This window comes from Klebsiella sp. HMSC25G12 (assembly GCF_001807705.1).
GTDB lineage: Bacteria > Pseudomonadota > Gammaproteobacteria > Enterobacterales > Enterobacteriaceae > Klebsiella > Klebsiella variicola.
This window is the reverse complement of sequence record NZ_KV789910.1, coordinates 107,966-134,686: the sequence shown is the minus strand read 5'-3', so window position 1 is coordinate 134,686 and position 26,721 is coordinate 107,966. Positions and strand designations below refer to the sequence as shown.

Annotated in this window: 22 protein-coding genes; 15 read left to right on the top strand and 7 right to left on the bottom strand. The window is 56.3% G+C overall.

The annotated features are described in order from the left end of the window. Positions 1 to 50 precede the first annotated feature (50 nt). Positions 51 to 260 (top strand): CsbD family protein, encoded by a 210-nt coding sequence (locus HMPREF3096_RS21515; protein WP_004206293.1) that lies wholly within the window; start codon positions 51 to 53, stop codon positions 258 to 260. 95 nt (positions 261 to 355) lie between these two features. Here HMPREF3096_RS21515 and zur read toward each other — a convergent pair whose 3' ends face one another. Continuing rightward, a complete protein-coding gene (gene zur, locus HMPREF3096_RS21510) occupies positions 356 to 871 on the bottom strand; it encodes a zinc uptake transcriptional repressor Zur (protein WP_012543190.1) in 516 nt (171 codons plus the stop codon). 249 nt (positions 872 to 1,120) lie between these two features. Here zur and HMPREF3096_RS21505 point away from each other — a divergent pair, with 249 nt between their 5' ends. The 3 genes from HMPREF3096_RS21505 to pspG all read left to right on the top strand — a co-directional run bounded on the left by HMPREF3096_RS21505 (position 1,121) and on the right by pspG (position 3,090). Then, positions 1,121 to 1,609: a cupin domain-containing protein gene (locus HMPREF3096_RS21505; protein ID WP_002884935.1), complete on the top strand. Its 489-nt coding sequence runs from the start codon at positions 1,121 to 1,123 to the stop codon at positions 1,607 to 1,609. Positions 1,610 to 1,709: 100 nt separating this feature from the next. Next, positions 1,710 to 2,708 carry a tRNA dihydrouridine(20/20a) synthase DusA gene (gene dusA, locus HMPREF3096_RS21500; RefSeq protein WP_012543189.1) on the top strand — a complete coding sequence of 333 codons (999 nt, stop codon included), beginning with the start codon at positions 1,710 to 1,712 and terminating at the stop codon, positions 2,706 to 2,708. Between the two features lie 139 nt (positions 2,709 to 2,847). Then, positions 2,848 to 3,090: an envelope stress response protein PspG gene (pspG, locus tag HMPREF3096_RS21495; RefSeq protein WP_012543188.1), complete on the top strand. Its 243-nt coding sequence runs from the start codon at positions 2,848 to 2,850 to the stop codon at positions 3,088 to 3,090. Positions 3,091 to 3,271: 181 nt separating this feature from the next. On the opposite strand, the gene HMPREF3096_RS21490 is transcribed toward pspG, so the two are convergent. Continuing rightward, on the bottom strand, positions 3,272 to 4,255 hold the full coding sequence (locus HMPREF3096_RS21490; RefSeq protein ID WP_032731688.1) for a quinone oxidoreductase: 984 nt from the start codon (positions 4,253 to 4,255) through the stop codon (positions 3,272 to 3,274). A gap of 169 nt (positions 4,256 to 4,424) precedes the next feature. Between HMPREF3096_RS21490 and dnaB the strand changes: the two genes are divergently transcribed. The 6 genes from dnaB (at position 4,425) to HMPREF3096_RS21460 (ending at position 10,135) form a co-directional block, all read left to right on the top strand. Beyond that, a complete protein-coding gene (dnaB, locus tag HMPREF3096_RS21485) occupies positions 4,425 to 5,840 on the top strand; it encodes a replicative DNA helicase (RefSeq protein WP_008807299.1) in 1,416 nt (471 codons plus the stop codon). Between the two features lie 31 nt (positions 5,841 to 5,871). Next, entirely contained in the window at positions 5,872 to 6,951 is a 1,080-nt protein-coding gene (alr, locus tag HMPREF3096_RS21480) for an alanine racemase (protein WP_008807298.1), read from the top strand. Between the two features lie 176 nt (positions 6,952 to 7,127). Then, a complete protein-coding gene (gene tyrB, locus HMPREF3096_RS21475; protein ID WP_008807297.1) occupies positions 7,128 to 8,321 on the top strand; it encodes an aromatic amino acid transaminase in 1,194 nt (397 codons plus the stop codon). Between the two features lie 193 nt (positions 8,322 to 8,514). Next, the gene (gene aphA / locus HMPREF3096_RS21470; protein ID WP_023323467.1) at positions 8,515 to 9,228 is read left to right on the top strand and encodes an acid phosphatase AphA; all 714 of its coding nucleotides are present in this window, start codon (positions 8,515 to 8,517) and stop codon (positions 9,226 to 9,228) included. A 130-nt stretch (positions 9,229 to 9,358) separates the two neighbouring features. Continuing rightward, the gene (locus HMPREF3096_RS21465; RefSeq protein WP_008807295.1) at positions 9,359 to 9,775 is read left to right on the top strand and encodes a secondary thiamine-phosphate synthase enzyme YjbQ; all 417 of its coding nucleotides are present in this window, start codon (positions 9,359 to 9,361) and stop codon (positions 9,773 to 9,775) included. Between the two features lie 3 nt (positions 9,776 to 9,778). Continuing rightward, positions 9,779 to 10,135: an MmcQ/YjbR family DNA-binding protein gene (locus tag HMPREF3096_RS21460; protein WP_008807294.1), complete on the top strand. Its 357-nt coding sequence runs from the start codon at positions 9,779 to 9,781 to the stop codon at positions 10,133 to 10,135. Here the strand turns inward: HMPREF3096_RS21460 and uvrA are convergent, their stop codons facing one another. After that, positions 10,136 to 12,961, bottom strand: coding sequence for an excinuclease ABC subunit UvrA (gene uvrA, locus HMPREF3096_RS21455; RefSeq protein ID WP_008807293.1), 2,826 nt, complete (start codon positions 12,959 to 12,961; stop codon positions 10,136 to 10,138). It abuts the gene before it with no gap. A gap of 251 nt (positions 12,962 to 13,212) precedes the next feature. Here uvrA and ssb1 point away from each other — a divergent pair, with 251 nt between their 5' ends. Beyond that, positions 13,213 to 13,740 (top strand): single-stranded DNA-binding protein SSB1, encoded by a 528-nt coding sequence (ssb1, locus tag HMPREF3096_RS21450; protein WP_008807292.1) that lies wholly within the window; start codon positions 13,213 to 13,215, stop codon positions 13,738 to 13,740. 150 nt (positions 13,741 to 13,890) lie between these two features. Here ssb1 and HMPREF3096_RS21445 read toward each other — a convergent pair whose 3' ends face one another. Continuing rightward, a complete protein-coding gene (locus HMPREF3096_RS21445; protein WP_016160107.1) occupies positions 13,891 to 15,471 on the bottom strand; it encodes an MltF family protein in 1,581 nt (526 codons plus the stop codon). Positions 15,472 to 16,059: 588 nt separating this feature from the next. On the opposite strand from HMPREF3096_RS21445, the gene HMPREF3096_RS21440 reads away from it, so the two are divergent. Beyond that, complete coding sequence (locus HMPREF3096_RS21440; protein WP_008807289.1) at positions 16,060 to 18,318, top strand: TonB-dependent siderophore receptor; 2,259 nt, start codon at positions 16,060 to 16,062, stop codon at positions 18,316 to 18,318. A gap of 263 nt (positions 18,319 to 18,581) precedes the next feature. On the opposite strand, the gene HMPREF3096_RS21435 is transcribed toward HMPREF3096_RS21440, so the two are convergent. Then, on the bottom strand, positions 18,582 to 18,950 hold the full coding sequence (locus tag HMPREF3096_RS21435) for a helix-turn-helix transcriptional regulator (RefSeq protein WP_008807288.1): 369 nt from the start codon (positions 18,948 to 18,950) through the stop codon (positions 18,582 to 18,584). Positions 18,951 to 18,983: 33 nt separating this feature from the next. Continuing rightward, the gene (locus tag HMPREF3096_RS21430) at positions 18,984 to 20,744 is read right to left on the bottom strand and encodes a tannase/feruloyl esterase family alpha/beta hydrolase (RefSeq protein WP_032731693.1); all 1,761 of its coding nucleotides are present in this window, start codon (positions 20,742 to 20,744) and stop codon (positions 18,984 to 18,986) included. A gap of 625 nt (positions 20,745 to 21,369) precedes the next feature. On the opposite strand from HMPREF3096_RS21430, the gene bamA reads away from it, so the two are divergent. Continuing rightward, the gene (gene bamA / locus HMPREF3096_RS21425; RefSeq protein ID WP_032731696.1) at positions 21,370 to 23,793 is read left to right on the top strand and encodes an outer membrane protein assembly factor BamA; all 2,424 of its coding nucleotides are present in this window, start codon (positions 21,370 to 21,372) and stop codon (positions 23,791 to 23,793) included. 39 nt (positions 23,794 to 23,832) lie between these two features. On the opposite strand, the gene HMPREF3096_RS21420 is transcribed toward bamA, so the two are convergent. After that, complete coding sequence (locus HMPREF3096_RS21420; RefSeq protein ID WP_023323470.1) at positions 23,833 to 24,999, bottom strand: L-dopachrome tautomerase-related protein; 1,167 nt, start codon at positions 24,997 to 24,999, stop codon at positions 23,833 to 23,835. A 129-nt stretch (positions 25,000 to 25,128) separates the two neighbouring features. Here HMPREF3096_RS21420 and HMPREF3096_RS21415 point away from each other — a divergent pair, with 129 nt between their 5' ends. Together HMPREF3096_RS21415 and HMPREF3096_RS21410 are read left to right on the top strand one after the other, a co-directional pair. Next, positions 25,129 to 26,076, top strand: a complete 948-nt coding sequence (locus HMPREF3096_RS21415; RefSeq protein ID WP_022065214.1) for a LysR family transcriptional regulator — start codon at positions 25,129 to 25,131, stop codon at positions 26,074 to 26,076. 270 nt (positions 26,077 to 26,346) lie between these two features. Continuing rightward, a complete protein-coding gene (locus HMPREF3096_RS21410) occupies positions 26,347 to 26,700 on the top strand; it encodes an anti-adapter protein IraM (protein ID WP_008807283.1) in 354 nt (117 codons plus the stop codon). Positions 26,701 to 26,721 lie beyond the last annotated feature (21 nt).

Sequence of the window (26,721 nt, the reverse complement as noted above, 5' to 3'; positions counted from 1 at the left end):
TGTCCGGTACAAAACGGGCTGTAAACCCACCGAATGATGAGGACGTTATCATGAATAAAGACGAAATCGGCGGTAACTGGAAACAGTTGAAAGGTAAAGCCAAGGAACAGTGGGGCAAACTTACCGATGATGATATGACCGTGATCGAAGGTAAGCGCGATCAGCTGGTCGGTAAAATTCAGGAACGGTACGGCTATGCGAAGGATCAGGCTGAGAAAGAAGTCTCAGACTGGGAGCATAAAAACGACTACCGCTGGTAGCGTTCCGTGGCTCAAAGAATAAAGCATTTGTGTTAGTGCCTGTCTGAATGGCGTAAGGATGCGCCGTTAACCCTGTTTCCCGCTGCGGCTGACGCTCAGCGGGCTTTCTTTTTCAGCTGAATGGAATGGTCGTGCTGGCAGTGTCCCGGCGTGCTGCAGGCTTCGACTTCCACGCAGTCTGCACAAAGGCCGTGAGCTTCAATCACGTTGTGGCGCAGGGCAAAGCCCATTCTGGCCGCTAACGTATGCATGATATCTTCCACCCCTTCCGCCGCCTCTTCCTTCACCACGCCACAGCGGTCACAGATAAACATGGCTGAGCTATGGGTCGGCTGGTCAAAGAGATGGCACAGCACATAGCTGTTGGTCGATTCAACCTTATGAACAAAGCCCTGCTCGAGTAAAAACTCCAGCGCGCGGTAAACCGTCGGCGGTTTAGCCTGCGGCTCTTTGTCACGCAGGAGATCCAGCAGATCGTAGGCGCTGATCGCCCCTTGTTGCAGGCTCATCAGGCGCAACACCTCCAGACGCTGTGGGGTCAGGCGTACGCCGCGCTGCGCGCATAGCTTTTCAGCATGCGCTAACATCTCTTGCGAAGGGGTCTTATCCATGAGCATCCTCGGGTTGCGTGAATTTGAATCTGTTACTTTATCACGTTCCTCAGAAAACACCGAGAGCCGGCAGGTGATACGGGTCATACTTCAGATTGTCGGTACCTGCGCCAGTTCCGGGTGCTGGCCGCTGACTTTCGTGCAGACTACGCCTTAGTCGATCGCTAAAACCGTCCTGCCCGATTTAATCGCAACACGCATGACCCTGGGTATGCTATATCTGAAGTGTCTCATTTTCGGGAGAAAACGATGAAACGACCTGATTGCATTCGCCACTGGCGCGAACTGGAAGGGCCCGACGATGCCACTTATCCCGACAGCCCGGAGCGTTTTTCGATTGGCGCGCCGCTGGGGCGCGGTTTACGTCTCAACCGGCTGGGGATCCACCACGAGCGACTGCCGCCCGGGCGGCGCACCTCGTACCCTCACGCGGAGAGCGATGAGGAAGAGTTCATCTACGTGCTGGAGGGCTATCCGGAAGTGTGGATAAACGGCTATCTCTGGAAGCTGGAGCCAGGGGACAGCGTGGGTTTTCCCGCGGGTACCGGTATCTGCCACACTTTTCTCAATAACACCGAGCAGGAGGTTCGTCTGCTGGTGGTGGGCGAGGCCAACAAGAAATACAACCGCATCTATTATCCGCTCAATCCAGGCTATGCCGCGACGCGCCAGGATCGCTGGGTTGACCATCCGCCGCAATTCTTCGGTCCACACGACGGCAAGCCGCGGAAAAAGTAATCGACCCGGGGAAGGGGCGAAGCGCGGCGCACTATGCGCCTGTGGTTTATCTTTGTGCTATAGTAGCGCCCCTTTTTACCCGGATGCTTATTTATTCGCCATGATGCCTGAATCAACGTCACCTGTTTTCCCTGCTCACCGCTTCTCCATCGCGCCGATGCTCGACTGGACTGACCGACACTGCCGCTACTTCCTGCGGCTGCTGTCGCGGCATACGCTGCTGTATACCGAAATGGTGACCACGGGGGCGATTATTCACGGCAAAGGTGACTATCTGGCCTATAGCGAAGAAGAGCACCCGGTTGCTCTGCAGCTCGGCGGCAGCGATCCGCAGGCCCTGGCGCAGTGCGCGAAGCTGGCTGAAGCGCGTGGCTACGATGAGATCAATCTCAACGTCGGCTGCCCCTCCGACCGCGTGCAGAACGGGATGTTTGGCGCCTGTCTGATGGGCAATGCGCCACTGGTGGCCGACTGCATCAAGGCGATGCGCGATGTGGTGTCGATTCCGGTCACGGTGAAAACCCGTATCGGGATTGACGATCAGGATAGCTATGAGTTTCTATGCGAATTCATTGAGACGGTCTCCGGCAAGGGCGAGTGTGAGATGTTTATTATTCACGCCCGCAAAGCCTGGCTCTCCGGCCTGAGCCCAAAAGAGAACCGCGAGATCCCGCCGCTGGATTACCCCCGCGTCTGGCAGCTGAAGCGCGACTTCCCCCACCTGACGATGGCGATTAACGGCGGGATCAAATCGCTGGACGAAGCCAGACTGCAGCTTGAGCATATGGATGGGGTGATGGTCGGGCGTGAGGCCTATCAGAACCCGGGTATTCTGGCCTCGGTCGACCGCGAAATTTTCGGCATCGCCGGCGCGGATGCCGATCCGGTGGCGGTGGTGCGAGCCATGTACCCGTATATTGAGCGCGAGCTCAGCAATGGCACCTATCTGGGCCATATTACCCGCCATATGCTGGGGCTGTTTCAGGGCATCCCCGGCGCTCGCCAGTGGCGTCGCTACCTGAGCGAGAACGCGCATAAAGCCGGCGCCGATATTGCGGTGCTGGAGCATGCTCTGAAGCTGGTGGCCGATAAACGTTAATTTCTGACGAAAACCTGGTGAAATTGACCACGCCTCGCGCACTGACGCGGGGCGTTTTCTTTTAAAGTCAAATGTTTATGTTTGGCATGCTTTTTGTAATACCTGCAGAGTGAAGTATTCATTCGTTGGGGAGAGAACCATGCTGGAACTGCTATTTGTCATTGGATTTTTTGTCATGCTGTTGGTGACCGGCGTATCGCTGCTGGGGATTATCGCGGCTATCGTGGTCGCTACCGCGCTGATGTTCGTCGGCGGGTTGTTTGCCTTGATGATCAAATTACTGCCGTGGCTGCTGCTGGCCGTGGTGGTGGTGTGGATTATTCGGGCGCTGAAATCCCCGAACGGAAACGCTTTTCGCGACAATAACCGTTGGCGTTACTAAGGTATTGAGGGGTCTGTCACAACCTGAACAATTTTGCAGACAACCGCGTAGGCATTACTGAGCAAATCTGTCACTATTAGCGCGTTAACGAATTCATCGCGCTGTACCCTACATACAGCCGAACTAAAAAAAAGTAAGGGCTTCCCAGGTGGAAGCCCTAAACTTTTGTCCCTTTGTCCGCTTACGGCAGCAGCAGACTAGACCCCTGAGTTACCCGGCTTTCCAGAACTTCATGCGCCTGACGGGCCTCGGTCAGCGGATAGGTCTGACTCTCGGGCACGTCCACTTTGATTATCCCACTGGCGATCAGTGAAAACAGTTCACTGCAGGCTTCCGCCAGCTCTTCCCGGTTGGTGATATAGCCCTGCAGCGATGGGCGGGTGACGTACAGAGAACCTTTCTGATTCAGGATCCCCAGATTGACGCCGGTCACCGGGCCGGAGGAGTTGCCAAAGCTGACCATCAGGCCGCGTCGCTGCAGGCAGTCCAGAGAGGCTTCCCAGGTATCTTTCCCCACCGAGTCGTAGACCACGGCCACTTTCTTACCGTCGGTAAGCGCCTTGAGTCGCTCCACGATTTGCTCTTCGCGATAGTTAATTACCTGCCAGGCGCCAGCCTCTTTGGCACGCTGCGCTTTCTGCGCGCTGCCGACGGTGCCGATAAGTTTCGCGCCCAGCGCTTTCGCCCACTGACAGGCAATCAGCCCCACGCCGCCGGCGGCCGCGTGAAACAGGAACACTTCATTAGGCTTAATTTCATAGGTTTTGCGCAGCAGATACCAGACCGTCAATCCTTTCAGGAACGATGCCGCGGCCTGTTCGAAAGAGATGGCGTCCGGCAGGACCGCGGCTTTGTCGGCCAGCACATTGTGTACCGTGCTGTAGGCGCCGAGCGCCGACTGCGCGTACACCACCCGATCGCCTACCTTAATGTGCGTTACCCCATGGCCAACTTTACTGACGACGCCGGCTGCCTCGGTGCCCAGACCGCTCGGCAGCGATGGTGGCGGATAGAGGCCGCTACGAACATAGGTGTCGATATAGTTGATACCGATGGCTTTGTTTTCGACCTGAATTTCATGTTCCGCAGGATCGCGGGGCGTGAACTCAACCGCCTGAAGCACCTCCGGCCCGCCGTGTTTTGAAAATTCGATGCGTGTTGCCATGTTCGCTCCTGTGTTGTTCTGAGATTATCCAGTAAGCTTAACAGCCTGCGGCGGCAGCGACGGATTTTCTTATCCGCCTCAGGCCTGCCACGCTTAATGGGTTCTTTAGCGGCAATGGCTTTCTCGCTATACTGTCACGCTCTTTTCCGTATCGGTGAAATGTTAGGCTATGGCAGGAAATAAACCCTTCAACAAACCACAGACAGAAACCCGCGAACGCGATCCGCAGCTCGCCGGGCTGAAAGTCCCGCCGCACTCGATTGAAGCGGAGCAGTCGGTGTTGGGCGGTTTAATGCTGGATAACGAGCGCTGGGACGACGTCGCCGAACGCGTGGTGTCGGAAGATTTCTATACTCGTCCGCATCGTCATATCTTTACCGAGATGGCGCGTCTGCAGGAGTCAGGTAGCCCGATTGACCTGATCACCCTTGCGGAGTCGCTGGAGCGTCAGGGGCAGCTGGACAGCGTCGGCGGCTTCGCCTACCTGGCCGAACTGTCCAAAAACACGCCCAGCGCGGCGAACATCAGCGCCTATGCTGACATCGTGCGCGAACGCGCGGTGGTGCGCGAGATGATTTCGGTGGCCAACGAGATCGCCGAAGCCGGCTTCGACCCGCAGGGGCGAACCAGCGAAGATCTGCTCGATCTCGCCGAATCCCGGGTTTTCAAAATCGCCGAAAGCCGGGCCAATAAAGACGAAGGGCCGAAAAACATCGCCGATGTGCTTGATGCCACCGTCGCCCGTATCGAACAGCTGTTCCAGCAGCCGCATGACGGTGTCACCGGGGTGAATACCGGCTACGACGACCTCAACAAAAAGACCGCTGGCCTGCAGCCGTCGGATCTGATTATCGTCGCCGCCCGTCCGTCGATGGGTAAAACGACCTTCGCGATGAACCTCGTGGAAAACGCGGCAATGCTGCAGGATAAGCCGGTACTCATCTTCAGTCTTGAGATGCCCTCGGAACAGATCATGATGCGTTCTCTGGCCTCGCTGTCGCGCGTCGATCAGACCCGCATTCGTACCGGTCAACTGGACGATGAAGACTGGGCGCGGATCTCCGGCACCATGGGCATCCTGCTGGAAAAACGCAATATCTATATCGATGACTCCTCCGGCCTGACGCCGACGGAAGTGCGCTCCCGCGCGCGGCGTATCGCCCGCGAGCACGGCGGCATCGGGCTTATCATGATCGACTACCTGCAGCTGATGCGCGTGCCGTCGCTCTCCGACAACCGTACCCTTGAGATCGCCGAAATCTCCCGCTCGCTGAAGGCGCTGGCGAAAGAGCTGCAGGTGCCGGTGGTGGCGCTGTCGCAGCTGAACCGCTCGCTGGAACAGCGCGCCGATAAACGCCCGGTCAACTCCGACCTGCGTGAGTCCGGATCCATCGAACAGGATGCCGACTTGATCATGTTCATTTACCGTGATGAGGTTTATCACGAGAACAGCGATCTTAAAGGCATCGCGGAAATTATCATTGGTAAACAACGTAACGGCCCGATCGGCACCGTGCGACTGACCTTTAACGGCCAGTGGTCGCGTTTCGATAATTATGCCGGCCCTCAGTATGACGATGAGTAAACCTCTGTCTGTCTTTTTTTAAGGAATTCAAATGCAAGCGGCAACTGTAGTTATCAACCGCCGCGCTCTGCGACACAACCTGCAACGTCTGCGTGACCTGGCGCCTGCCAGCAAACTGGTTGCGGTGGTGAAAGCGAACGCCTACGGACACGGCCTCCTTGAGACCGCGCGAACGCTGACCGACGCCGACGCCTTTGGCGTCGCCCGCCTGGAAGAGGCGCTGCGCCTGCGAGCAGGAGGCATCGCCCAGCCGATCCTCCTGCTGGAAGGCTTTTTTGCTGCGGAAGACCTGGCGGTGATCGCCGCCCAGCGCCTGCATACGGCGGTGCATAGCCCCGAACAGCTGGCGGCGCTGGAGCAAGCCGATCTCCCCGAGCCGGTAACCGTGTGGATGAAGCTGGATACCGGCATGCATCGCTTAGGGGTGCGCCCGGAGGAAGCCGAGGCGTTTTATCAGCGTCTGAGCCAGTGTAAAAACGTCCGCCAGCCGGTGAACGTGGTGAGTCATTTCGCCCGCGCCGATGAGCCGACCTGCGGCGCCACCGAACGCCAGCTGGATATCTTCACCACCTTTACCGAAGGCAAACCGGGGCTGCGCTCTATCGCCGCCTCGGGCGGCATTCTGCTGTGGCCGCAATCGCATTACGACTGGGTACGCCCCGGGATTATCCTGTATGGCGTGTCGCCGCTGGACGATCGCTCCACCGGGAAAGATTTCGGCTGCCAGCCGGTGATGACTCTGACGTCCAGCCTGATTGCGGTGCGCGAGCATAAAGCAGGGGAGCCCGTCGGCTACGGCGGCACCTGGATCAGCGAACGCGATACCCGTCTCGGCGTGGTGGCGATGGGCTATGGCGACGGTTATCCGCGCGCCGCACCGTCGGGCACGCCGGTGCTGGTCAATGGCCGGGAAGTGCCGATTGTCGGCCGGGTAGCGATGGATATGATCTGCGTTGACCTCGGACCGCAGGCCCAGGATAAAGCCGGCGACGCGGTAGTGCTATGGGGAGAGGGGCTCCCGGTAGAGCGCATCGCCGAGATAACGAAAGTGAGTGCTTACGAACTTATTACGCGACTGACCTCCCGCGTCGCCATGAAATACCTCGACTAAGCACCAGCCGTACCGGATAACCCTGATGTTATCCGGTACGCCATCGGCACAGCCGCGAGCGAATAAGCGGTTTATGCCACCTCGCGGTCATTTTCCCCTCAACATCCTCTCGACCTGCCGTCATATCCGGTTTATTGTGTAAGAACCTGCCCTATGTAAACCTGGAGATACATCGCGTGTTTCAAAAAGTTGACGCCTACGCCGGCGACCCTATTCTTTCTCTGATGGAACGCTTCAAAGAAGATCCGCGAAGCGACAAAGTCAACCTGAGTATCGGGCTGTACTACAACGATGACGGCATTATCCCGCAGCTGCAGGCGGTGGCGGAAGCGGAAGCACGCCTGAACGCCGGGCCGCATGGCGCCTCGCTGTATCTGCCGATGGAAGGGTTGAGCGGCTACCGTCAGGCGATTGCGCCGCTGCTGTTTGGCGCAGAGCATACCGCGCTTAAGCAAAACCGCATTGCCTCCATTCAGACGGTCGGCGGTTCGGGCGCGCTGAAGGTCGGGGCCGACTTCCTCAAACGCTACTTTCCGGAGTCTCATGTCTGGGTCAGCGATCCGACCTGGGAAAACCACATCGCCATTTTTGAAGGGGCTGGCTTCGAAGTAAGTACTTACCCCTGGTTTGACAAAGCCACCAACGGCGTGCGCTTTGAGGACCTGCTGGCGACGCTGCAAACGCTGCCGGCGCGCGATATTGTGCTGCTGCACCCTTGCTGCCACAACCCGACCGGCGCCGACCTGACGCCAGCCCAGTGGGACCGCGTGGTTGAGGTATTACAAGCGCGTCAGCTGATCCCCTTCCTCGACATCGCCTACCAAGGCTTTGGCGGGGGGCTGGAAGAGGATGCTTACGCCATTCGCGCCATCGCCAGCGCCGGGATGCCGATGCTGGTCAGCAACTCGTTCTCCAAGATTTTCTCCCTGTACGGGGAGCGTGTCGGCGGCCTGTCAGTGGTCTGTGAAGACAGCGAAACTGCAGGCCGCGTGCTGGGTCAGCTGAAGGCCACCGTGCGCCGCAACTACTCCAGCCCGCCAAGCTTTGGCGCGCAGGTGGTGGCGACGGTGCTGAACGATGCAGCTCTGAAAGCCACCTGGCAGGCGGAAGTGGACGCCATGCGCGCGCACATTCTGACCATGCGCCAGGCACTGGTCGACGCGCTGCAGCAGGTTGCTCCGGGCAGCAAGGTGGATTACCTGCTTAAGCAGCGCGGGATGTTCAGCTACACCGGCTTCAGCGCAGCGCAGGTCGATCGTCTGCGCGACGAGTTTGGCGTCTACCTGATTGCCAGCGGTCGTATGTGCGTGGCAGGGTTAAACTCACGTAATGTTCAGCAGGTGGCGAAAGCCTTTGCTGCGGTGATGTAAGCCGCTCTCCAGTGGGTTGCCGCTGCCGGTCAACGGGCAGCGGCAACCTCCTCTCTGATTGTGATCATCCTCTTTTTCTATGACATCTACGCGAAAAAGGCTTTTCATCCACGCGATCGGCGGGTAAGGTCGGGGCGTTGCTAAGCATGCACATTATTAAAAATAATAATGATTGATAGATTTAGGGATAAATATGCGCAAACTTACTCTCGCCTTTGCGGCGGCTTCTCTTTTGTTCTCGCTGAACAGCGCCGTTGTGGCGCGCGCCTCCACGCCACAGCCGCTGTGGGTGGGCACCAATGTGGCCCAGCTGGCCGAGCAGGCGCCGATCCACTGGGTTTCGGTGGCGCAAATCGAGAACAGCCTGCTGGGGCGGCCGCCGATGGCCGTCGGCTTTGATATCGATGACACCGTCCTCTTCTCCAGTCCGGGCTTCTGGCGCGGGCAAAAAACTTTCTCCCCCGGCAGTGAGGATTACCTGAAAAACCCGCAGTTCTGGGAAAAAATGAACAACGGCTGGGATGAATTCAGCATGCCGAAAGAGGTGGCGCGCCAGCTGATTGCGATGCATGTGAAGCGTGGGGACAGCATTTGGTTCGTCACCGGCCGCAGCCAGACCAAAACAGAAACCGTTTCTAAAACCCTGCAGGATGATTTTCTCATTCCGGCCGCCAATATGAATCCGGTGATTTTCGCCGGTGATAAGCCTGGCCAGAACACCAAGACCCAGTGGCTGCAGGCGAAGCAGATAAAGGTTTTCTACGGCGATTCGGATAACGACATCACCGCTGCCCGTGAGGCCGGCGCCCGTGGGATCCGCGTGCTGCGGGCCGCCAACTCCTCCTATAAGCCGCTGCCGATGGCCGGGGCGCTGGGCGAAGAAGTGATCGTCAATTCCGAATACTGACGATCGCCTGAACGCGATAAACGGCAGCGGTAGCGCTGCCGTTTTTTTATGCAAAATCAGGGGTGGAAGGTTTTACCTTTTCACGTATTGCTGCACACTTAGAAGGATTCATTCGCAAAAGGAGTCGATGATGTGGTATCAGCAAACCCTGACGCTTGGGCCAAAATCCCGCGGTTTTCATCTGGTCACCGATGAGGTCCTCGGTCAGATTCGCGGGCTGTCCGGGGTGAAGGTTGGCCTGCTGCACCTCCTGCTCCAGCATACTTCCGCTTCCCTGACGCTCAACGAAAACTGCGATCCCACCGTCCGCTATGACATGGAGCAGTATTTTCTCAACGCCGTGCCGGACAATGCGCCGTACGAACATGATTATGAAGGTCCTGACGATATGCCTTCGCACATCAAATCATCGATGCTTGGCGTGTCGCTGATGCTGCCGGTCGAGGACGGGCGCGTCAGGCTGGGAACCTGGCAGGGCATCTGGCTGGGGGAGCATCGGATACACGGCGGTTCGCGGCACATCGTTGCGACGCTCATGGGGGAATAAAAGATGACAATTTCGGAGTTATTGCAGTACTGCATGGCGAAACCGGGAGCGGAGCAGAGCGTCCATAGCGACTGGAAAGCCACGCAGATCAAAGTCTCGGACGTGCTGTTTGCCATGGTGAAGGAAGTGGAGGACCAGCGGCCGGCGGTCGCGCTGAAAGCGAGCCCGGAACTGGCGGAGCTGCTGCGAGAGCAGCATCGCGATGTCCGGCCCAGCAAGCATCTCAATAAAGCGCACTGGAGCACCGTCTTTCTGGATGGCTCGCTGCCGGATTCGCAAATCTACTACCTGGTCGATGCATCTTACCAGCAGGCGGTGAAAATGCTGCCGGAGTCGGTCCGGCAGCAGCTATCCCGCTAATTATTTCAGCATCGGCTTCAGGAAGCGCGCGGTGTGCGAGGCTTCGCACTCGGCGACGGTCTCAGGTGTACCGGAGACCAGTATTTCGCCGCCGCCGCTACCGCCTTCCGGACCCAGATCGACAATCCAGTCGGCAGTTTTAATCACATCGAGGTTATGCTCAATCACCACGATGGTATTGCCCTGATCGCGCAGCTGATGCAGCACTTCCAGCAACTGCTGAATATCGGCGAAGTGCAGACCCGTGGTCGGCTCATCGAGGATATACAGCGTCTGGCCGGTACCGCGTTTGGAGAGTTCGCGCGCCAGCTTCACGCGCTGCGCCTCGCCGCCGGACAGCGTCGTCGCCGACTGGCCGAGACGGATATAGGTCAGGCCGACGTCCATCAGGGTTTGCAGCTTACGCGCCAGCGCCGGTACGGCATCAAAGAATTCACGCGCCTCTTCAATGGTCATATCCAGCACTTCGTGGATGGTCTTACCCTTGTACTTAATCTCCAGCGTTTCGCGGTTATAGCGTTTGCCTTTGCACTGGTCGCACGGCACATAGATATCCGGCAGGAAGTGCATCTCAACCTTAATGACGCCATCACCCTGGCAGGCTTCACAGCGCCCGCCGCGAACGTTAAAACTAAAGCGCCCTGGCGTATAGCCGCGTGAACGTGATTCCGGCACCCCGGCGAACAGTTCGCGCACCGGCGTAAACACCCCGGTATAGGTCGCCGGGTTGGAGCGCGGCGTACGGCCGATCGGGCTCTGGTCGATATCGATCACTTTATCGAAGTGCTCCAGCCCCTGGATATCGCGATACGGCGCCGGTTCGGCGATGGTCGCGCCGTTAAGCTGGCGCTGAGCAATCGGGAACAGGGTGTCGTTAATCAGCGTCGATTTACCCGAGCCGGAAACGCCGGTAATGCAGGTAAACAGACCGACCGGCAGGGTCAGCGTCACATCCTTCAGGTTGTTGCCGCGCGCGCCGGTCAGTTTCAGCACTTTTTCCGGATTGGCGGGTACGCGCTGTTTCGGCACTTCGATTTTGCGCTTACCGCTCATGAACTGCCCGGTGAGGGATTCTGGTACCGCCATAATGGCGTCCAGTGGCCCTTCGGCCACCACCTGGCCGCCGTGGACCCCAGCGCCAGGGCCGATATCGATCACATGGTCGGCGGCGCGAATCGCGTCTTCGTCATGCTCAACGACGATCACCGTGTTGCCTAAATTACGCAGATGGATCAGGGTACCCAGCAGGCGTTCGTTATCGCGCTGGTGCAGGCCGATAGAAGGCTCATCCAGCACGTACATCACACCAACCAGCCCGGCGCCAATCTGGCTCGCCAGACGGATACGCTGGGCTTCGCCGCCGGAGAGCGTTTCCGCCGAACGGGAAAGCGTCAGATAGTTCAGACCGACGTTGACAAGGAACTTCAGGCGATCGCCGATCTCTTTCAGCACTTTCTCAGCGATTTGCGCCCGCTGGCCGGAGAGCTTCAGGTTGTTGAAGAAGTCCATCGCGTGGCCGATGCTCATATCGGAAATGGTCGGCAGCGGGGTGTTCTCTACAAACACGTGGCGCGCTTCACGACGCAGCCGCGTGCCGTCACAGCTGGCGCATGGGCGGTTGCTGATGAATTTCGCCAGCTCTTCGCGCACGGCGCTGGATTCCGTCTCTTTGTAACGGCGCTCCATATTGTGCAGCACGCCTTCGAACGGGTGACGACGTACCGAGGTGTCGCCGCGATCGTTCATGTATTTGAATTCAATATTCTCTTTACCGGAACCGTACAGGACCACTTTCTGCACGCTGGCGCTGAGGGTGCCCCACGGCGCTTCGACGTCGAATTTATAGTGCTCCGCCAGCGACTTCAGCATCTGGAAGTAGTAGAAGTTACGGCGATCCCAGCCGCGGATGGCGCCGCCCGCCAGCGACAGCTCCGGATTCTGCACCACGCGGTCGGGATCGAAATATTGCTGAACGCCGAGGCCGTCGCAGGTCGGGCAGGCGCCCGCCGGGTTGTTGAAGGAGAACAGGCGCGGCTCCAGCTCGCGCATGCTATAGCCGCAGATCGGGCAGGCGAAGTTAGCGGAAAACAGCAGTTCTTCCGCTTTTTCATCATCCATATTGGCCACAATGGCGGTACCGCCGGAGAGCTCCAGCGCGGTTTCGAACGACTCGGCCAGGCGCTGCGCCAGATCGTCGCGCACCTTAAAGCGGTCGATGACCACCTCGATGGTGTGCTTCTTCTGCAGCTCCAGCTTCGGCGGATCCGAAAGATCGCAGACTTCGCCGTCGATCCGCGCGCGGATGTAGCCCTGGCTGGCGAGGTTTTCCAGGGTTTTGGTGTGCTCGCCTTTACGCTCTTTAATAATGGGCGCCAGCAGCATCAGGCGCAGGCCTTCCGGCTGCGCGAGGACGTTATCGACCATCTGGCTGACGGTTTGCGCCGCCAGCGGCACGTCGTGATCCGGACAGCGCGGTTCACCGACGCGGGCGTACAGCAGACGCAGGTAGTCGTGAATTTCGGTAATGGTACCCACCGTCGAACGGGGGTTGTGAGAGGTTGATTTCTGTTCGATGGAAATCGCCGGCGACAGCCCTTCGATGTGGTCGACGTCCGGCTTCTCCATCAGCGACAGGAACTGTCGCGCATAGGCGGAGAGCGATTCGACGTAGCGACGCTGGCCTTCGGCATACAGGGTGTCGAAAGCGAGTGAAGATTTGCCAGACCCGGAAAGCCCGGTGACGACAATGAGTTTGTCGCGCGGGATAACGAGGTTGATGTTTTTGAGATTATGGGTGCGGGCGCCCCGAACTTCGATCTTATCCATTCACCTTTCCCGGTAGGTAGATACACGGATTGCCTGGTTTGCTTGAAGGACAAACGGCAGAAACGGCTAATTATGACACAATTTAACCTGAATGAATATACAGTATCGGAATGCAAATTCAGGGGGAGTGTGCAACAATGTCTTGTACGAGTGCTATCTCTGGAATCAGCCTCGCAGCTATCAAAATGCTACGTGGAAATGGTACACTCGCGCGTTTACACTATTAAGAAACGTATTCAGGAGACACGAACATGGCCAGCAGAGGCGTAAACAAGGTGATTCTCGTCGGTAATCTGGGGCAGGACCCGGAAGTACGCTACATGCCAAGTGGCGGCGCTGTCGCCAACTTCACGCTGGCAACTTCCGAATCCTGGCGTGACAAGCAGACCGGCGAAATGAAAGAGCAGACCGAGTGGCACCGCGTTGTGCTGTTCGGCAAACTGGCGGAAGTCGCTGGCGAGTATCTGCGCAAAGGCTCTCAGGTATATATCGAAGGCCAGCTGCGTACCCGCAAGTGGACCGATCAATCCGGTCAGGAGAAATACACCACCGAAGTCGTGGTTAACGTTGGCGGCACCATGCAGATGCTGGGCGGCCGTCAGGGTGGCGGCGCGCCGGCAGGCGGCGGCCAGCAGCAGGGCGGTTGGGGTCAGCCTCAGCAGCCGCAGGGCGGCAACCAGTTCAGCGGCGGCGCACAGTCCCGTCCGCAGCAGCAGGCCCCGGCAGCGCCTTCTTCTAACGAACCGCCGATGGACTTCGACGACGACATCCCGTTTTAAGGCTTGCCTTAAACGCGTTGCCTGCGCCGTAAAATACAAAAAGCCCCGGTTTCGCCGGGGCTTTTTCTTTATCCTTTCAGCATCATCCTTTCAGCATTTTTTCTGCGCCACCGTGTCAGAACCGGTTTTTAACCTGCGGCGACGAGCGTTTCAGGCAGAGGGCGCCTGAGCGGTCTCCGGCGTCGCCACGCTGGGCTGCGGTTTCACTGGCTCTGCTGCTGGCTCCTGTCGCGGCGCGGCCGTCGCTTTCTGTTTGCGGGCCATATCATCGACGATCAGCCGATAGGCGATGTAATACTTATAGATATTACTGACGTAGGTGACCGTCTCGGCGCCAATTTTTTCTGCCGCCAGATTTTCGACATTACCGAACCAGACGTTCGGGTCAAATCCTCGCTGTTTAGTCATGGTGCGCAGGCGGGCGATACGCGCCGGACCCGCGTTATAGGAGGCAAAGGCAAACAGCGCCTTATCGAGCCGGGTCATGGGCTCATCAGCATAGTAGCGATCTATCATCCAGCGCATGTATTTCACGCCAGCATGGATGTTGGGATCCAACTGTTTAATATCGCCCACTTTCAGCTCTTTTCCGGTGCTGGGCATCACCTGCATTACCCCGACGGCGCCGACGTGGCTTCGCACCGACTGGTTCAGTCGCGATTCCTGGTACCCCTGGGCCGCCATCAGCAGCCAGTCGACATCGTAGCGATCGCCATATTTGCGGAAGACTTCCACCATGGCGAGGAACTTGCGCCGTTCCTTACTCGCGGCGGCATTTTTGACATATTTGGCATTTTTCAGGTAACGCAGCAGGAGGGTATTACCCAGCGTGGTGCCCTGACGATTCTTTTTGACGAAGTTGTTTAGCACCGCCAGCAGCTGCGGGCTGTCTTTGCGTACCGCCCAGGCAATGTTGCCGCCGTCGCGCAGCACCACGTTGTCATGGACCTGAATTTTCGGAAACACCTGTTTCCAGAAAACGGCTTTGTGTTGATCGACGACGATCAGCGGAATCAGCCCGGCGTTGAGCATTTCCAGCAGATCTTCATCCTCCAGCGCTTCCGGCGCTGCCTCCAGGATAACCGGCGGCCGCGACTCACTGGCAAATCGGGCATTCAGCGCCTGCAGACTCTCGTAATAGCTGGAGGAGCGGCGAACAAAGACGGTTTGGCCGGAGAGCTGCTCCAGGCTGTCGATCTTCGGCGATGCCGGCCCGGAGATCAGTAATTCTTTCACGTTGCTGTAGAGCGGCTGGGCGAAATCGACCTGGGCTTCCCGCGAGGGCGTGATGGTCAGATTGGCAGCCGCAATATCGCCTTTACCTTCATTAAGCGCGATAAAGAGATTATCCCGGCTGACCGGCACAAAAACGATATGCAGCTTCAGGTGGCGCTGTTTGAGCTTTTTATCCTTCGCCAACTGCTTATTCAGATCGTTTTCCAGCGCCATAAAGATATCGTGGGTTGCTCCGCGCTGAGTGCCTTTATCAATAAAAAAGAAGGTCTTGCTGTAGGTGGTTAATACCCGAATGGTGCGCCGCTCGGTCATGCCGGGCAGATCGCCTTTCCATGGCTGCAGCATATCGTCGATGTGGATCGACAGCGTATTGTCTTCGGTTGCGACTGGCGGCGCTTTTTCCGCCTCCGCCGCAAGCAGGATAGGGGCGAATAACAGCGGCGCGAGGCAGGTGAGCCAGGCGATAAACAGGCGTGATAGCAAGTTGGCGTTCATGGAGGAACACTCCGCAGGGGGATGTGGTTATTTTAGCAGAACGGCTGCCGTTAGCCGGGCACGACAAGGGCGTAAAAAACATAACGATGCCGACAAATAGTCTTCTCCCATTTTATCGCTTGCTATTAATGTGCTTTTATCTTTACTTTAACTATGGAGATAATGTGGCGGAAATGTGTGTTTTTAATGATAAATAGAAAATGATGATGATATTTTTATTTTATTCTTCTCCATTTGTTTTGTTGTAACTGTTTGATTATTTGTGTTTATTTTATTTTTCCCCGATATTGATTATTATCATCTTGATAATGAATCTCATTTTTATTACCGTAGCACTGCACATTACTCTTATTATTCGCTGTCTGGATTACGCTATCAAAGAATAGCGCGCAGCGCTTTTTCTCTAATGATGAAACAGGGCACTTAATTTTATTATGCCTCATGCTGTTTTCTTATTCCCATGACTATCGGGAAGGGGCTGACCTACGCCAAAATCTGGCGAGGCGCAGAGGCGAGTATTTTATCCCATTGTTTTTTCAATTGGGGAAGGCGTTATGCCCGACAGCAACAGAAAACAGGGCATATTCTATGAAATACACGTCTCACTTCCCGCTGGGGATCGTCATTCCTTTGCTCGCCTGTAGCGTGCCGCTGCAGGCGGCAGAGAATATGACAGAACAATCGACGCGCGATAAGAGCACCCCAACGGCCGAAAACCAGGAGGAAACGATGGTGGTGACCGCTGCCAGGCAGAACCTGCAGGCACCGGGCGTGTCGACCATTACCGCAGAGGAGATTCGCAAACATCCCCCCGCCCGCGATGTATCGGAGTTAATTCGTACGCAACCTGGGGTAAACCTGACCGGCAACTCCACCAGTGGTCAGCGCGGCAACAACCGGCAAATTGATATCCGTGGCATGGGGCCCGAGAATACGCTGGTGCTGGTCGATGGTAAACCGGTGACCAGCCGTAACTCGGTGCGGTATGGCTGGCGCGGCGATCGTGACTCCCGCGGCGATACCAGTTGGGTGCCAGCGGAGATGATCGATCATATCGATGTGATCCGCGGCCCGGCGGCGGCGCGCTATGGTAATGGCGCGATGGGCGGGGTCGTCAACATCGTGACCAAACCGACCACGCCAGAATGGCACGGGTCGTGGAATACCTATATGAATGCTCCGCAGCACCGTAAAGAAGGGGCGACGAAACGTACCAACTTTAGCCTCAATGGTCCACTGTCGGACAGTGTCAGCTTCAATCTCTGGGGTAATCTGAGTAAAACCCAGGCTGATGCTCAGGACATTAACGCCGGGCATGAAGCGGAGCGTACCGGTTCCTACGCCGGTTCTTATCCCGCCGGACGTGAAGGGGTGGTGAACAAAGATATTCACAGTAAGCTACGCTGGGAGTTCGCCCCGATGCAGGCCCTGGAGTTTGAGGCCGGCTACAGCCGCCAGGGCAACCTCTATGCCGGCGACACGCAAAACACCAATACCAGTACGTTGGTGAAGAGTATGTACGGGAAAGAGACCAACCGTCTCTACCGGCAAACTTACGGCGTCACATGGACCGGCGGCTGGGATAATGGCGTGACCAGCAACAGCTATGCCCAGTACGAACACACCCGTAACTCGCGAATGAATGAAGGGCTGGCGGGCGGTACGGAAGGGATCTTCTCCAGTAGCGAGTTTTCAGATATCGATCTGGCCGATGTCCTGCTACATAGCGAAGTGAATATTCCGTTTACGCTGGGGGTCGATCAGAATCTGACGCTGGGCACCGAATGGAATCAGCAGCGGATGAAAGATGGCGTATCGACAACCCAGGCGCTCTCTTACGGGACTATCGACGGTGTGTCGGCTACCGGTCGTAGCCCGTACTCCAGCGCCGAGATCTTCTCGCTGTTTACCGAAGATAATATGGCGCTAACGGACAGTACCATGCTGACACCCGCCCTGCGCTTCGATCACCACAGCATCGTCGGCAATAACTGGAGCCCCTCACTGAACCTCTCCCAGGAGTTGACGGATGACTGGACGCTGAAGCTGGGCATTGCCCGCGCTTACAAGGCACCTAACCTCTACCAGTTGAACCCGAACTATATTCTCTACAGCAACGGTCAAGGCTGTTACGCCAGTAGTTCCGCCTGCTATCTGATGGGGAATAGCGACCTGAAAGCGGAGACCAGCGTTAATAAAGAGATTGGTCTTGAGTACAAGCATGATGGCTATCAGGCGGGAATCACCTGGTTCCGTAACGACTATCACAACAAGATTGAGTCAGGGTACGCGGCGGTGGGCACCGCCAGCAACGGCACCACCAATATCTATCAGTGGGAAAACGTACCAAAGGCGTTAGTGGAAGGCCTGGAAGGAACGCTGAATCTTCCGGTGGGGGAGACGGTTAACTGGAGCAATAACCTGACATGGATGCTGCAGAGCAAGAATAAGACGACCGGCGACCGGCTGTCAGTGATCCCGCAGTTTACCCTGAACTCGACTTTGAGCTGGCAGGTTCGTGAAGATCTCTCCCTGCAGAGCACCTTTACCTGGTATGGTCGACAGAAACCAAAACGCTTTAATTATAAGGGCGAGGCGGTCAGCGGCAGCGAACTAAACGAAGTCAGCCCATACAGCATTGTCGGCCTCAGTGCGACCTGGGATGTGAACAAAAATCTGAGCTTCACCAGCGGGATAGATAACCTGTTTGATATTCGCCACTACCGGGCAGGGAATGCGCAAACGACCGGCAACGCGACGACGGGGGCTTATCTTTATGGCGCGGGTGCGGAGACCTATAACGAGTCGGGGCGGACCTTCTTTATGAGCGTTAATACTCATTTCTGATGATCCTGACGAGGAGTAAACCGGGTGCAGCGCGACCCGGTTTTTTTATTTCAGATGAGAGCGGAGGAGGCGGTTATAAATCGTGACAAAATCTTCACGCCCTCTACATTATTAGCTCAACATATCCTTTTATACTGATTTCCGTCGCGCAAGGTCGTTGATCCCGACCGGGTTCGATAATAGCATCCTGCTATTTCCCTTCTGTAATATCCCCTGTCCCCCTTCCATTCCCAACCGCAGCGATGCGGAGGAGGGGGACCTCCTTATTTTTGCCGCGTGATCTGATAGCGATACTGAGTGGGTGTGAGCGCATAATATTTTTTGAAGGTACGATTAAACGCACTGAGATCGTCATAACCGACCATCATACAAATATCGACGATTCGGTAACCAGGCGTCGTCAGCAATAAACGGCAACACAGCGACATGCGCTGCTGGCGGATATATTCCATGGGCGAACGATCAAAATAATGGCGGAAGAGTCGAAATAAATGCCAGGGGGAATAACCAGAGATATCGCTCAGATCGTCGACGGTCAGTTTCTTATCCAGATTATTATCGATCCACAAGAGCAGGTCGTTTAATACCGATTGCTGGAGCGTTTTGCTACGCATGATTGCGGCTAATCCCATAACGAATGGCTCCTCAGCGAGGAGCCTTGGGGTTTATTGAACAGTGAGTTCGCCGTGGCGAACCTGATAATTTTTTTGATTATCAGGGCCAATATAGTCGCTGGCGGGTTTTGCCAGCTGCAGATGACCAAACGCGGTTGATTGCTCTGCATGATAATTTTCGCCGTCATTCACGTCGCCGTGCCCGTTATAACGGGCAGTGGCCGGAAAGGGGTACGCCGGGCGAGTCGCGATAACGGCTGGGGCGGCGTCAGCGAAAGGCTGACTGACTTTCTGCACGCCGTGAAACTGCGTTTGGGCATCTGGTTTTTCTGTCATCGGCGGCAGGCTGGTGGCGGCTGGCGCCCGTTTTCCGGCCATGATCTCTTGCGGCGCGATGCCTTCCTCGGTCCAGCGCATCAGCGGGGTAAGGAGATCAATTTGATCGTAACCTTCGCCATTACCGCAATGGGCTACCCCAGGCAGCAGGAATAACCGCAGGAAGGTATCCGTTGCGGCATGGCCCATCTCTGCTTCTACGCTGCGGTAATAGGCGATAGAAAAGGCTGGGCTGACGGAGTCATCGGCCAGACCGTGCCACAGGATAAGCTTGCCGCCGCGCTGTTGATAGGCATGAAGATTGGTATTTGCCGCGTTATAGAGCGGTGCCAGTTGAGCGACGGCGTCAAAATTCTGCTGGTTCAGTGGGAAATCCCGCATCGATTGGATCTTCTGTTTTCCTCCCGGCAGGAGCACGGATTGCAGAGCCGGCAGTACCATCATTTCCGACATCGAGTGGCCGGTCGGGGTCTCGGGCACCGGCCAGCGTAGCTCGGAGCCCAGCGGCAGACCGCCAGCGACAAACTGGGCGCCGTGGCTGTCGTAAGCGCCGCGGTAGAGTTTTTTCACCACCTCGATCTCTTCCTGCGTCAGGCAGGTAGAACGGTCCTGAGCATCGGCAGGACAGCGGGGGAGCCATGACTCAGAGAACTGACAGGCATACGGATTTTGCAGGATACCATCCTGCACGCCGGAAAGCGTCGGGCAGTGAGCCAGCACGGCCTGGTGAATCAGAGGAAGGCGATCTTTCAGCAGGATAGCGGTACCGTCCGGACGCTGATTGGCGGCCACATTCCAGCCGTGGAAGAAGGAATTCTGAAACTGGAAAAAGGCCGCAGGCGCGCCAGCGCTGATACCGTCAAAATCTTGCGGAAAGCGCTGTGCTTCCATCAATGCTTCGCGACCGCCGTCTGAGCAGCCCATAAAGTACGCGTACTTTGGTTGCTGGCGGTAAAGCGTCTGAATCACCGCTTTGGTCAGCACGGCGGTCAGGTGGTTGGCGCGCCAGGCAAAATCGATGCGCTTTTGCGGATCCTCGGCCCATGAAGCATCCATCATACTGCCATGGTGCCCCATATCGGTTGCTGCCACCACAAACTCGCCGTTCATTGCCGGCAGGCAGCCGCTGGCATTCGACAGACTCAGGTTAATACTCCCGCACAGTCCGCCGCAGCCGACCTGCAAGAAACGTTGACTCCAGCGTTGGGTCGGCAGGGCAATCTGCACGCCAATCTGGGGGGCAATAGTGGCGCTCACCTTGCACCAGCTTCCCTGCGCGGAGGTTTGCATTTCAGTGTGGTTGATAGTGACCTTTGCGCCAACGGCGGCGCTGAAGTCGGTCGCGCTCAGCGCATCGCATGTTAGCGCGGGGAGAACCATCGGCAGACTGGCGGCAGCCTGCGTGGGTGAAGCGAACGATAACCCAAAGAGGGTGCAGAGGATGACGGGTAAGATCGTCTTGAGTAAGCGTGTCATACGCAGTTCCCTGTTGCTAATGATGGGAGGCGGCAGGATGGCGAAGCCTATGCCTCACCTTCCCTGGCGAGGCGCCACTGCTTGGCTATTGTAGATAACGATAGACTTTCCTTGATGCCTTGATAAGGCGACCCTACTGTATTCTGCTATTTTGAGGAAAATATGGAGATGTTCGTTAACGGCCTTTGGCAGTGTATACGGGGTAGAATGTTGTGATATCAGTTGCATAATTTATTCAATTTCTCTTCATTATATCTGCTGGGTTTCAGGATATTTTTCTCCCTGTTCCTGGTGATCCCAGAGAGCATCATTCCTAACGAGAATTTTCCCCCTTTCCATTAACAAGAAAGGGGGCTTTTTTAATAAAAAACGTTCAGGTAAATCTAAATATAGCTCTGGTGTTGGCCATTAGAACCACGGCGTTCAGCAAAAGTTCCATCATTAAATATATTTTTAAAGATGATTTAACATCCTTTTTTTCTCCATTTTATCGCCATAATTGCATGTAATTCTGCGCCTCGCTCAGGTTATTTTCTGTCGCACATTTTAGAGATGCATCCTGAACAAATAAGCTCAACACCAGCAGAATACTGCTATTGCTCATTATCTCGTAGACGACACATTCATGTTAAAAAAGACTCATATCATCAGCGGATTATTGATCGCCCCTTTAACGTTATATGCCGCAACATCATATCAAGTTGATGATATCCGTTTTGAAGGGCTACAGCGCGTGACCGTCGGGGCAGCGCTATTAAGTATGCCATTGCACGCGGGAGATGCGGTGACGCCAGAAGATGTCAGCGAGGCTGTGCGCGCGCTGTATGCGAGCGGCAATTTCGAGAATGTGCAGATCCTGCGCGATGGGAAAACGCTGGTGGTGCAGGTTAAGGAACGGCCCACTATTGCCAGCGTCAGTTTTTCCGGGAATAAGTCAGTGAAGGATGATGCGCTAAAGGAAAATCTCACCGCGTCCGGTATTTCTGCAGGTAGCGCACTGGACAGAAATTCGCTTAGCGAAATAGAAAAAGGGTTACAGGATTTCTATTACAGTGCGGGGAAATACAGTGCGCAGGTTCACGCGGTGGTGACCCCGTTACCGCGTAATCGCGTTGACTTAACGTTCGTCTTTCAGGAAGGCATCTCGGCGAAAATCGCACAAATAAACATTATCGGTAATCAGGCGTTTCGGGAAGAGACGCTCCTGGACCAGCTTCAGCTACGCGATAATGTGCCGTGGTGGAACGTGGTAGCCGATAAAAAATACCAGAAGCAGAAGCTGGAAGCCGATCTGGAAACGCTGCGCAGTTTTTATCTCGATCGCGGCTATGCGCGCTTTGCTATCGAGTCCACGCTGGTCAGTATGACGCCAGATAAAAAATCCCTGTATATCACTATCGCCCTCAATGAAGGCGAACGTTATCGGGTCGACCGAACTCAGGTGACAGGCGACCTGGCGCAGCATGGCCCAGAGATCGAGGCCCTTGCCCAGCCGCTGGCGGGGGCATGGTACAGCGGGGCGCAAGTCACCACAGTTGAAAATGAGATCAAAAAGCGTTTCGGTAAGTATGGTTATGCCTGGCCGCAGGTGACGACCACGCCGGAAATCGATGATGCGCATCACCGCGTGGCGCTGCATATTCAGGTCAACGCGGGCCGCCGCTACTCGGTACGCCAGATCCGATTTTCCGGTAACGACACCTCCCGGGACGCGGTGCTGCGTCGTGAAATGCGCCAAATGGAAGGGGCGTGGCTCAACAACGAAAAAGTCGAACAAGGGAAAGTACGTCTTGACCGAACGGGTTTTTTTGAGAACGTTGAACAGCAGATCGTTCCGGTCAGTGGGACGGCAGATCAGGTCGATGTGGTCTACAAGGTGAAGGAGCGCAACACCGGCTCATTTAACGTGGGCCTGGGATTTGGTACGGACAGCGGCGTGAGCTATCAGCTTGGCGTGACTCAGGATAACTGGCTGGGAACGGGTAATAGCGTTAGCTTCAACGGGACGCGCAACAGCTACCAGTCTTATCTTGAACTGGGGGCGACGAACCCGTGGTTTACCGTCGATGGCATCAGCCTGGGCGGAAAGATTTTTTATAACAGCTATGATGCTTCCGATGCGGATGCCGGGAGCTATAACCAGCAGAGCTATGGCTTAGGCAGTACGCTGGGGTTTCCCATTAGCGAAAATAACTCCCTGAACCTGGGACTGGATTATGTTCATAATCGCCTGACCAATATGGATCCGGAGCTGACGACCTGGCGCTACCTCAGCTCCCGGGGAATCGAGCCCAGCGTGGTGACGAAAGATGGCGACAGCGGCGCGAAATATAGCGCCAACGACTATTTTGTGAGTCTTGGATGGGGATATAACGATCTCGATCGCGGCTTCTTCCCGCGTGCGGGAAACAAGAGCAGTCTTAGCGGTAAAGTGACCCTCCCCGGTTCGGATAATAGCTACTACAAGCTCTCATTTGACACCGCCCAGTATCTGCCGCTGAGCGAGAATAAGCGCTGGGTCTGGATGGAACGTTTGCGTGCAGGCTATGCCGGTGGGTTAGACGGCAAAAGTGTACCGTTCTACGATAACTTTTACGCCGGCGGCTCGTCGTCAGTGCGCGGCTTCTCTTCTAACACCATTGGGCCTAAAGCGGCCTATTACCGCTGCAATGGTAGCGAAAGCAGCTATAGCGCCTGCCCGCTGGACGCCTCATCTGATGCGGTCGGCGGGAATGCCATGGCGGTGCTGAACAGCGAATTTATCATTCCAACCCCCTTTGTGAATGATAAGTACGCCGATAGCTTGCGAACCTCGCTGTTTGTTGATGCCGGGACGGTCTGGAGCACATCCTGGCAGAACACCGCGCAGACGCTGGCGGCAGGGATCCCTGATTACGGCGATCCGGGTCATATTCGTCTCTCCGCGGGGATTGCCGTGCAGTGGATGTCTCCCCTTGGTCCACTGGTCTTCTCCTGGGCAGAGCCGTTTAAAAAGTATGATGGCGATAAAGCAGAACAGTTTCAGTTTAATATTGGCAAAACCTGGTAAAAACGCAGGCAGGTCCAACGGGCCTGCCTGCCGTGTGGATCAGGGTTGCACCACTTTCCAGATGGTATATTTCTCTTCTCCCGGTTTAACCGCCTGAGCGAAGTGTTGGTTTAAATGGCTGGCGGTGAACATTACCGCGCCATCCGGGCCGATAGTCGGCGTATCGGGCCAGTACACGCGGTCGTCAGCGGCAAGCAGGGTGAACCGCCCGCTCTGCGGGCGATAACGGACAATACCGTTATGGGTCACATCGGTGATATAGAGTGCGCCATGCTTATCGACCACGATCCCATCGCTATTCCCGCCGACCTCACCCGCGGTACGGATGGCCGCGGCGAGCTGGCGTTCGTTCATCGCGGGATCGCGCAGCGCGGCGGTGGCGATGGTCCGCGCCGTGGTACCGGTGGTGACCGTCCAGTAGAGGGTTTCCTGGTCCGGTGACAGCGCAATACCATTGATACCAAGCATAATGGGGTTGCCCGGCCAGACCGTTTCCCCATGTGAAACCACCTGCAGACCGGCAACCGGCATCAACGCCGGGTGCTGGTTCAGTACCCGGCGGACCGTCCCACGGTTAGCATCCGCGACGATCAGTCCGGCCTGATTGTCCGGCGCGCTGCGCAGGCCGCTGTCGGCGATATACGCCACCCGGCGCGCCTCATCGACCACAATATCGTTGAGGAAGCTTCCTTCCCGGTCGGCGACGCTGTCGAGCGGAATACGCTGCACCAGATGACCGTCGCTGAGCGCATAGATCATGATTTTTTGCGCCCCCGGCGGCGCCGTCTTTTCCCCTGCGACAAAGCCCTGATCTAACGCCCATAGCCAGCCGTTGCGGTTATCGACGTAAAAGCCCAGCACATTGCGCAGGTGCGTGCGGGGATCGGCGCTGATGCTGTTGGCCGCGGTGGACGGAAAGGCGGTGAGTCGTGCCGGGCCGCTCAGGGACTTGGTATCGAGCAGGCTGAGCGTGGCGGGCGCCTGGGTCGAAATCAGACGTGGGGTGCTAACAAATGCCCGACCGGCGGCGTCAAAGTGCAATCCTGCGATGGGCGCATTGACGGAATGCGCATCGACGCGCTGCTGCCAGGTGACCCCGGTATAACTGCGCCATAGCGCCAGATGGGCAGGGGCGTCAGGCCCGGCCGCCAGTGCGGTCTGCCCCAGGGACAGCAGGCCGAGAACGAAGAGTGAAAAACGATGCATCATGGTCTCCAGAAAGCAGTAAAAAAGAGGGGCAGATGGCCCGGTTAAGCCTCGGTAAACGATTTTATTAAATCCCTTCGGGAAGATAAGATGCCTGGAATGACAATCATTTGTTCTCTGGAGAACCAAATGGCCCGGCGGTTTGATTATCTTGCGGATGTAGAAGTCTTTCTGGCGGTGGCCGAGCGCGGGTCGTTTACCGCCGGCGCGGTGGCGCTGTCGTCGACGCCGTCGGTGTTAAGCCGGGCCGTCACCCGTCTTGAAACGCGTCTGGGGTGCCAGCTGCTGCGCCGCTCCACCCGTCGGATCAGCCTGACCGAGGCCGGAAGCGCCTATCTGAGTCAGGTCCGCCAGGCGTTTGAGGTGCTGGATAATGCCGAACGGGAGACGCAGGGGCAAAAAGGGGCGTTATCCGGGCGCGTTAAATTGAGCGCCCCCACCACCTGGGGACACTATCGTTTGCCCGCCCGGCTGGCGTTGTACCGTCAGTTGCACCCCGACGTACAGATTGAGCTGAATATTACCAACCGTAATGTCGATATTATCGCTGAGGGCTTCGATCTGGTGGTGCGCCAGGGACATTTACCCGACAGCGGCCTGGTGGCAAAAAAGCTGGAAGATGCGGCGCTATGTCTGGTGGCCTCGCCGGCCTATTTACGCTCGACAGCGAGACCGCTGAGTAAAATAGCCGATTTGCGCCATCATTCATGCCTGACATTTATTATGCCGGCAACGGGAAAAGTCGCCGAATGGGTATTTCGTGAGGATGGCCGGGATATCAGCTGGCTGCCGACGTCATCTCTGCATGTCTCCGATGATGTGCTCGGGGTGGTCTCGCTGGCCCTGCAGGGGGCGGGGATCTGTCAGAGCTATGCGTTTATTGTGCAGGAGGCGATCGCGCGCGGGGAGCTGGTTCCTGTTCTTCCGGCGTTCGCCGGACGTTCACGGCCTTTCTCGGTGCTTTACCCGCCGCATAAAAGCCAGTCAGCCGCTGCCCGGGCATTAATTACCCTGCTGACCATGCCAGCCGAGGCGCTGGCGACGCTGTGTGCGACATTACCTGATACCCATGGCTGAGGGCTCATCCACAAGGACTAAGACGTTTTGTCAATTATGTTTATATTATCTTATTTTTTATTATATTTTCTTTTCTGTGGTTAATTTATTTCTTTTTTTATAGAGGTTAACCATTAATCTCTTGATGAAAAATTAAGGTTACCGATAATGGGTTATGTTGTTAGGAATTGTCTTAAGTCACATAATTGTCAGGTGTGCTTGCAGTTTATAATGATGGATGCTATCACTATATAAGGTAATAATTTGTAGCATCTGTTATAAGGAAGGAATATGAAATGGACTATTCTTAATACTCTCATCTGCCCGCAATCCGGCATCGCCTTTTCGGCAATATCCAGCCTGCGTTTCTTAAAATTTATTATGTGGTACGAGGCCGATGTGATACTGCTGCCCGGCGAGTCGATGAAGCTCTATTCCTCGAGAGTTTTAATTAATGACCAGTATCATTCATTAAAAATCTACAATATTACGGTGTACGACGAGGCGCAGTGGGAGAAATTACGCGAACGGCCATCTTGCCCGTATCAGGCTGGCGGCAAGCAGTCTGACTCCTGTTTTTTCCAGTCCTTTTGCGCGATTAAGCGCTGCCCGAATAATATTCCGCGCGGTGAACCCTGGCGTTAGCCCGAGAAAGCCGCCGGTCGG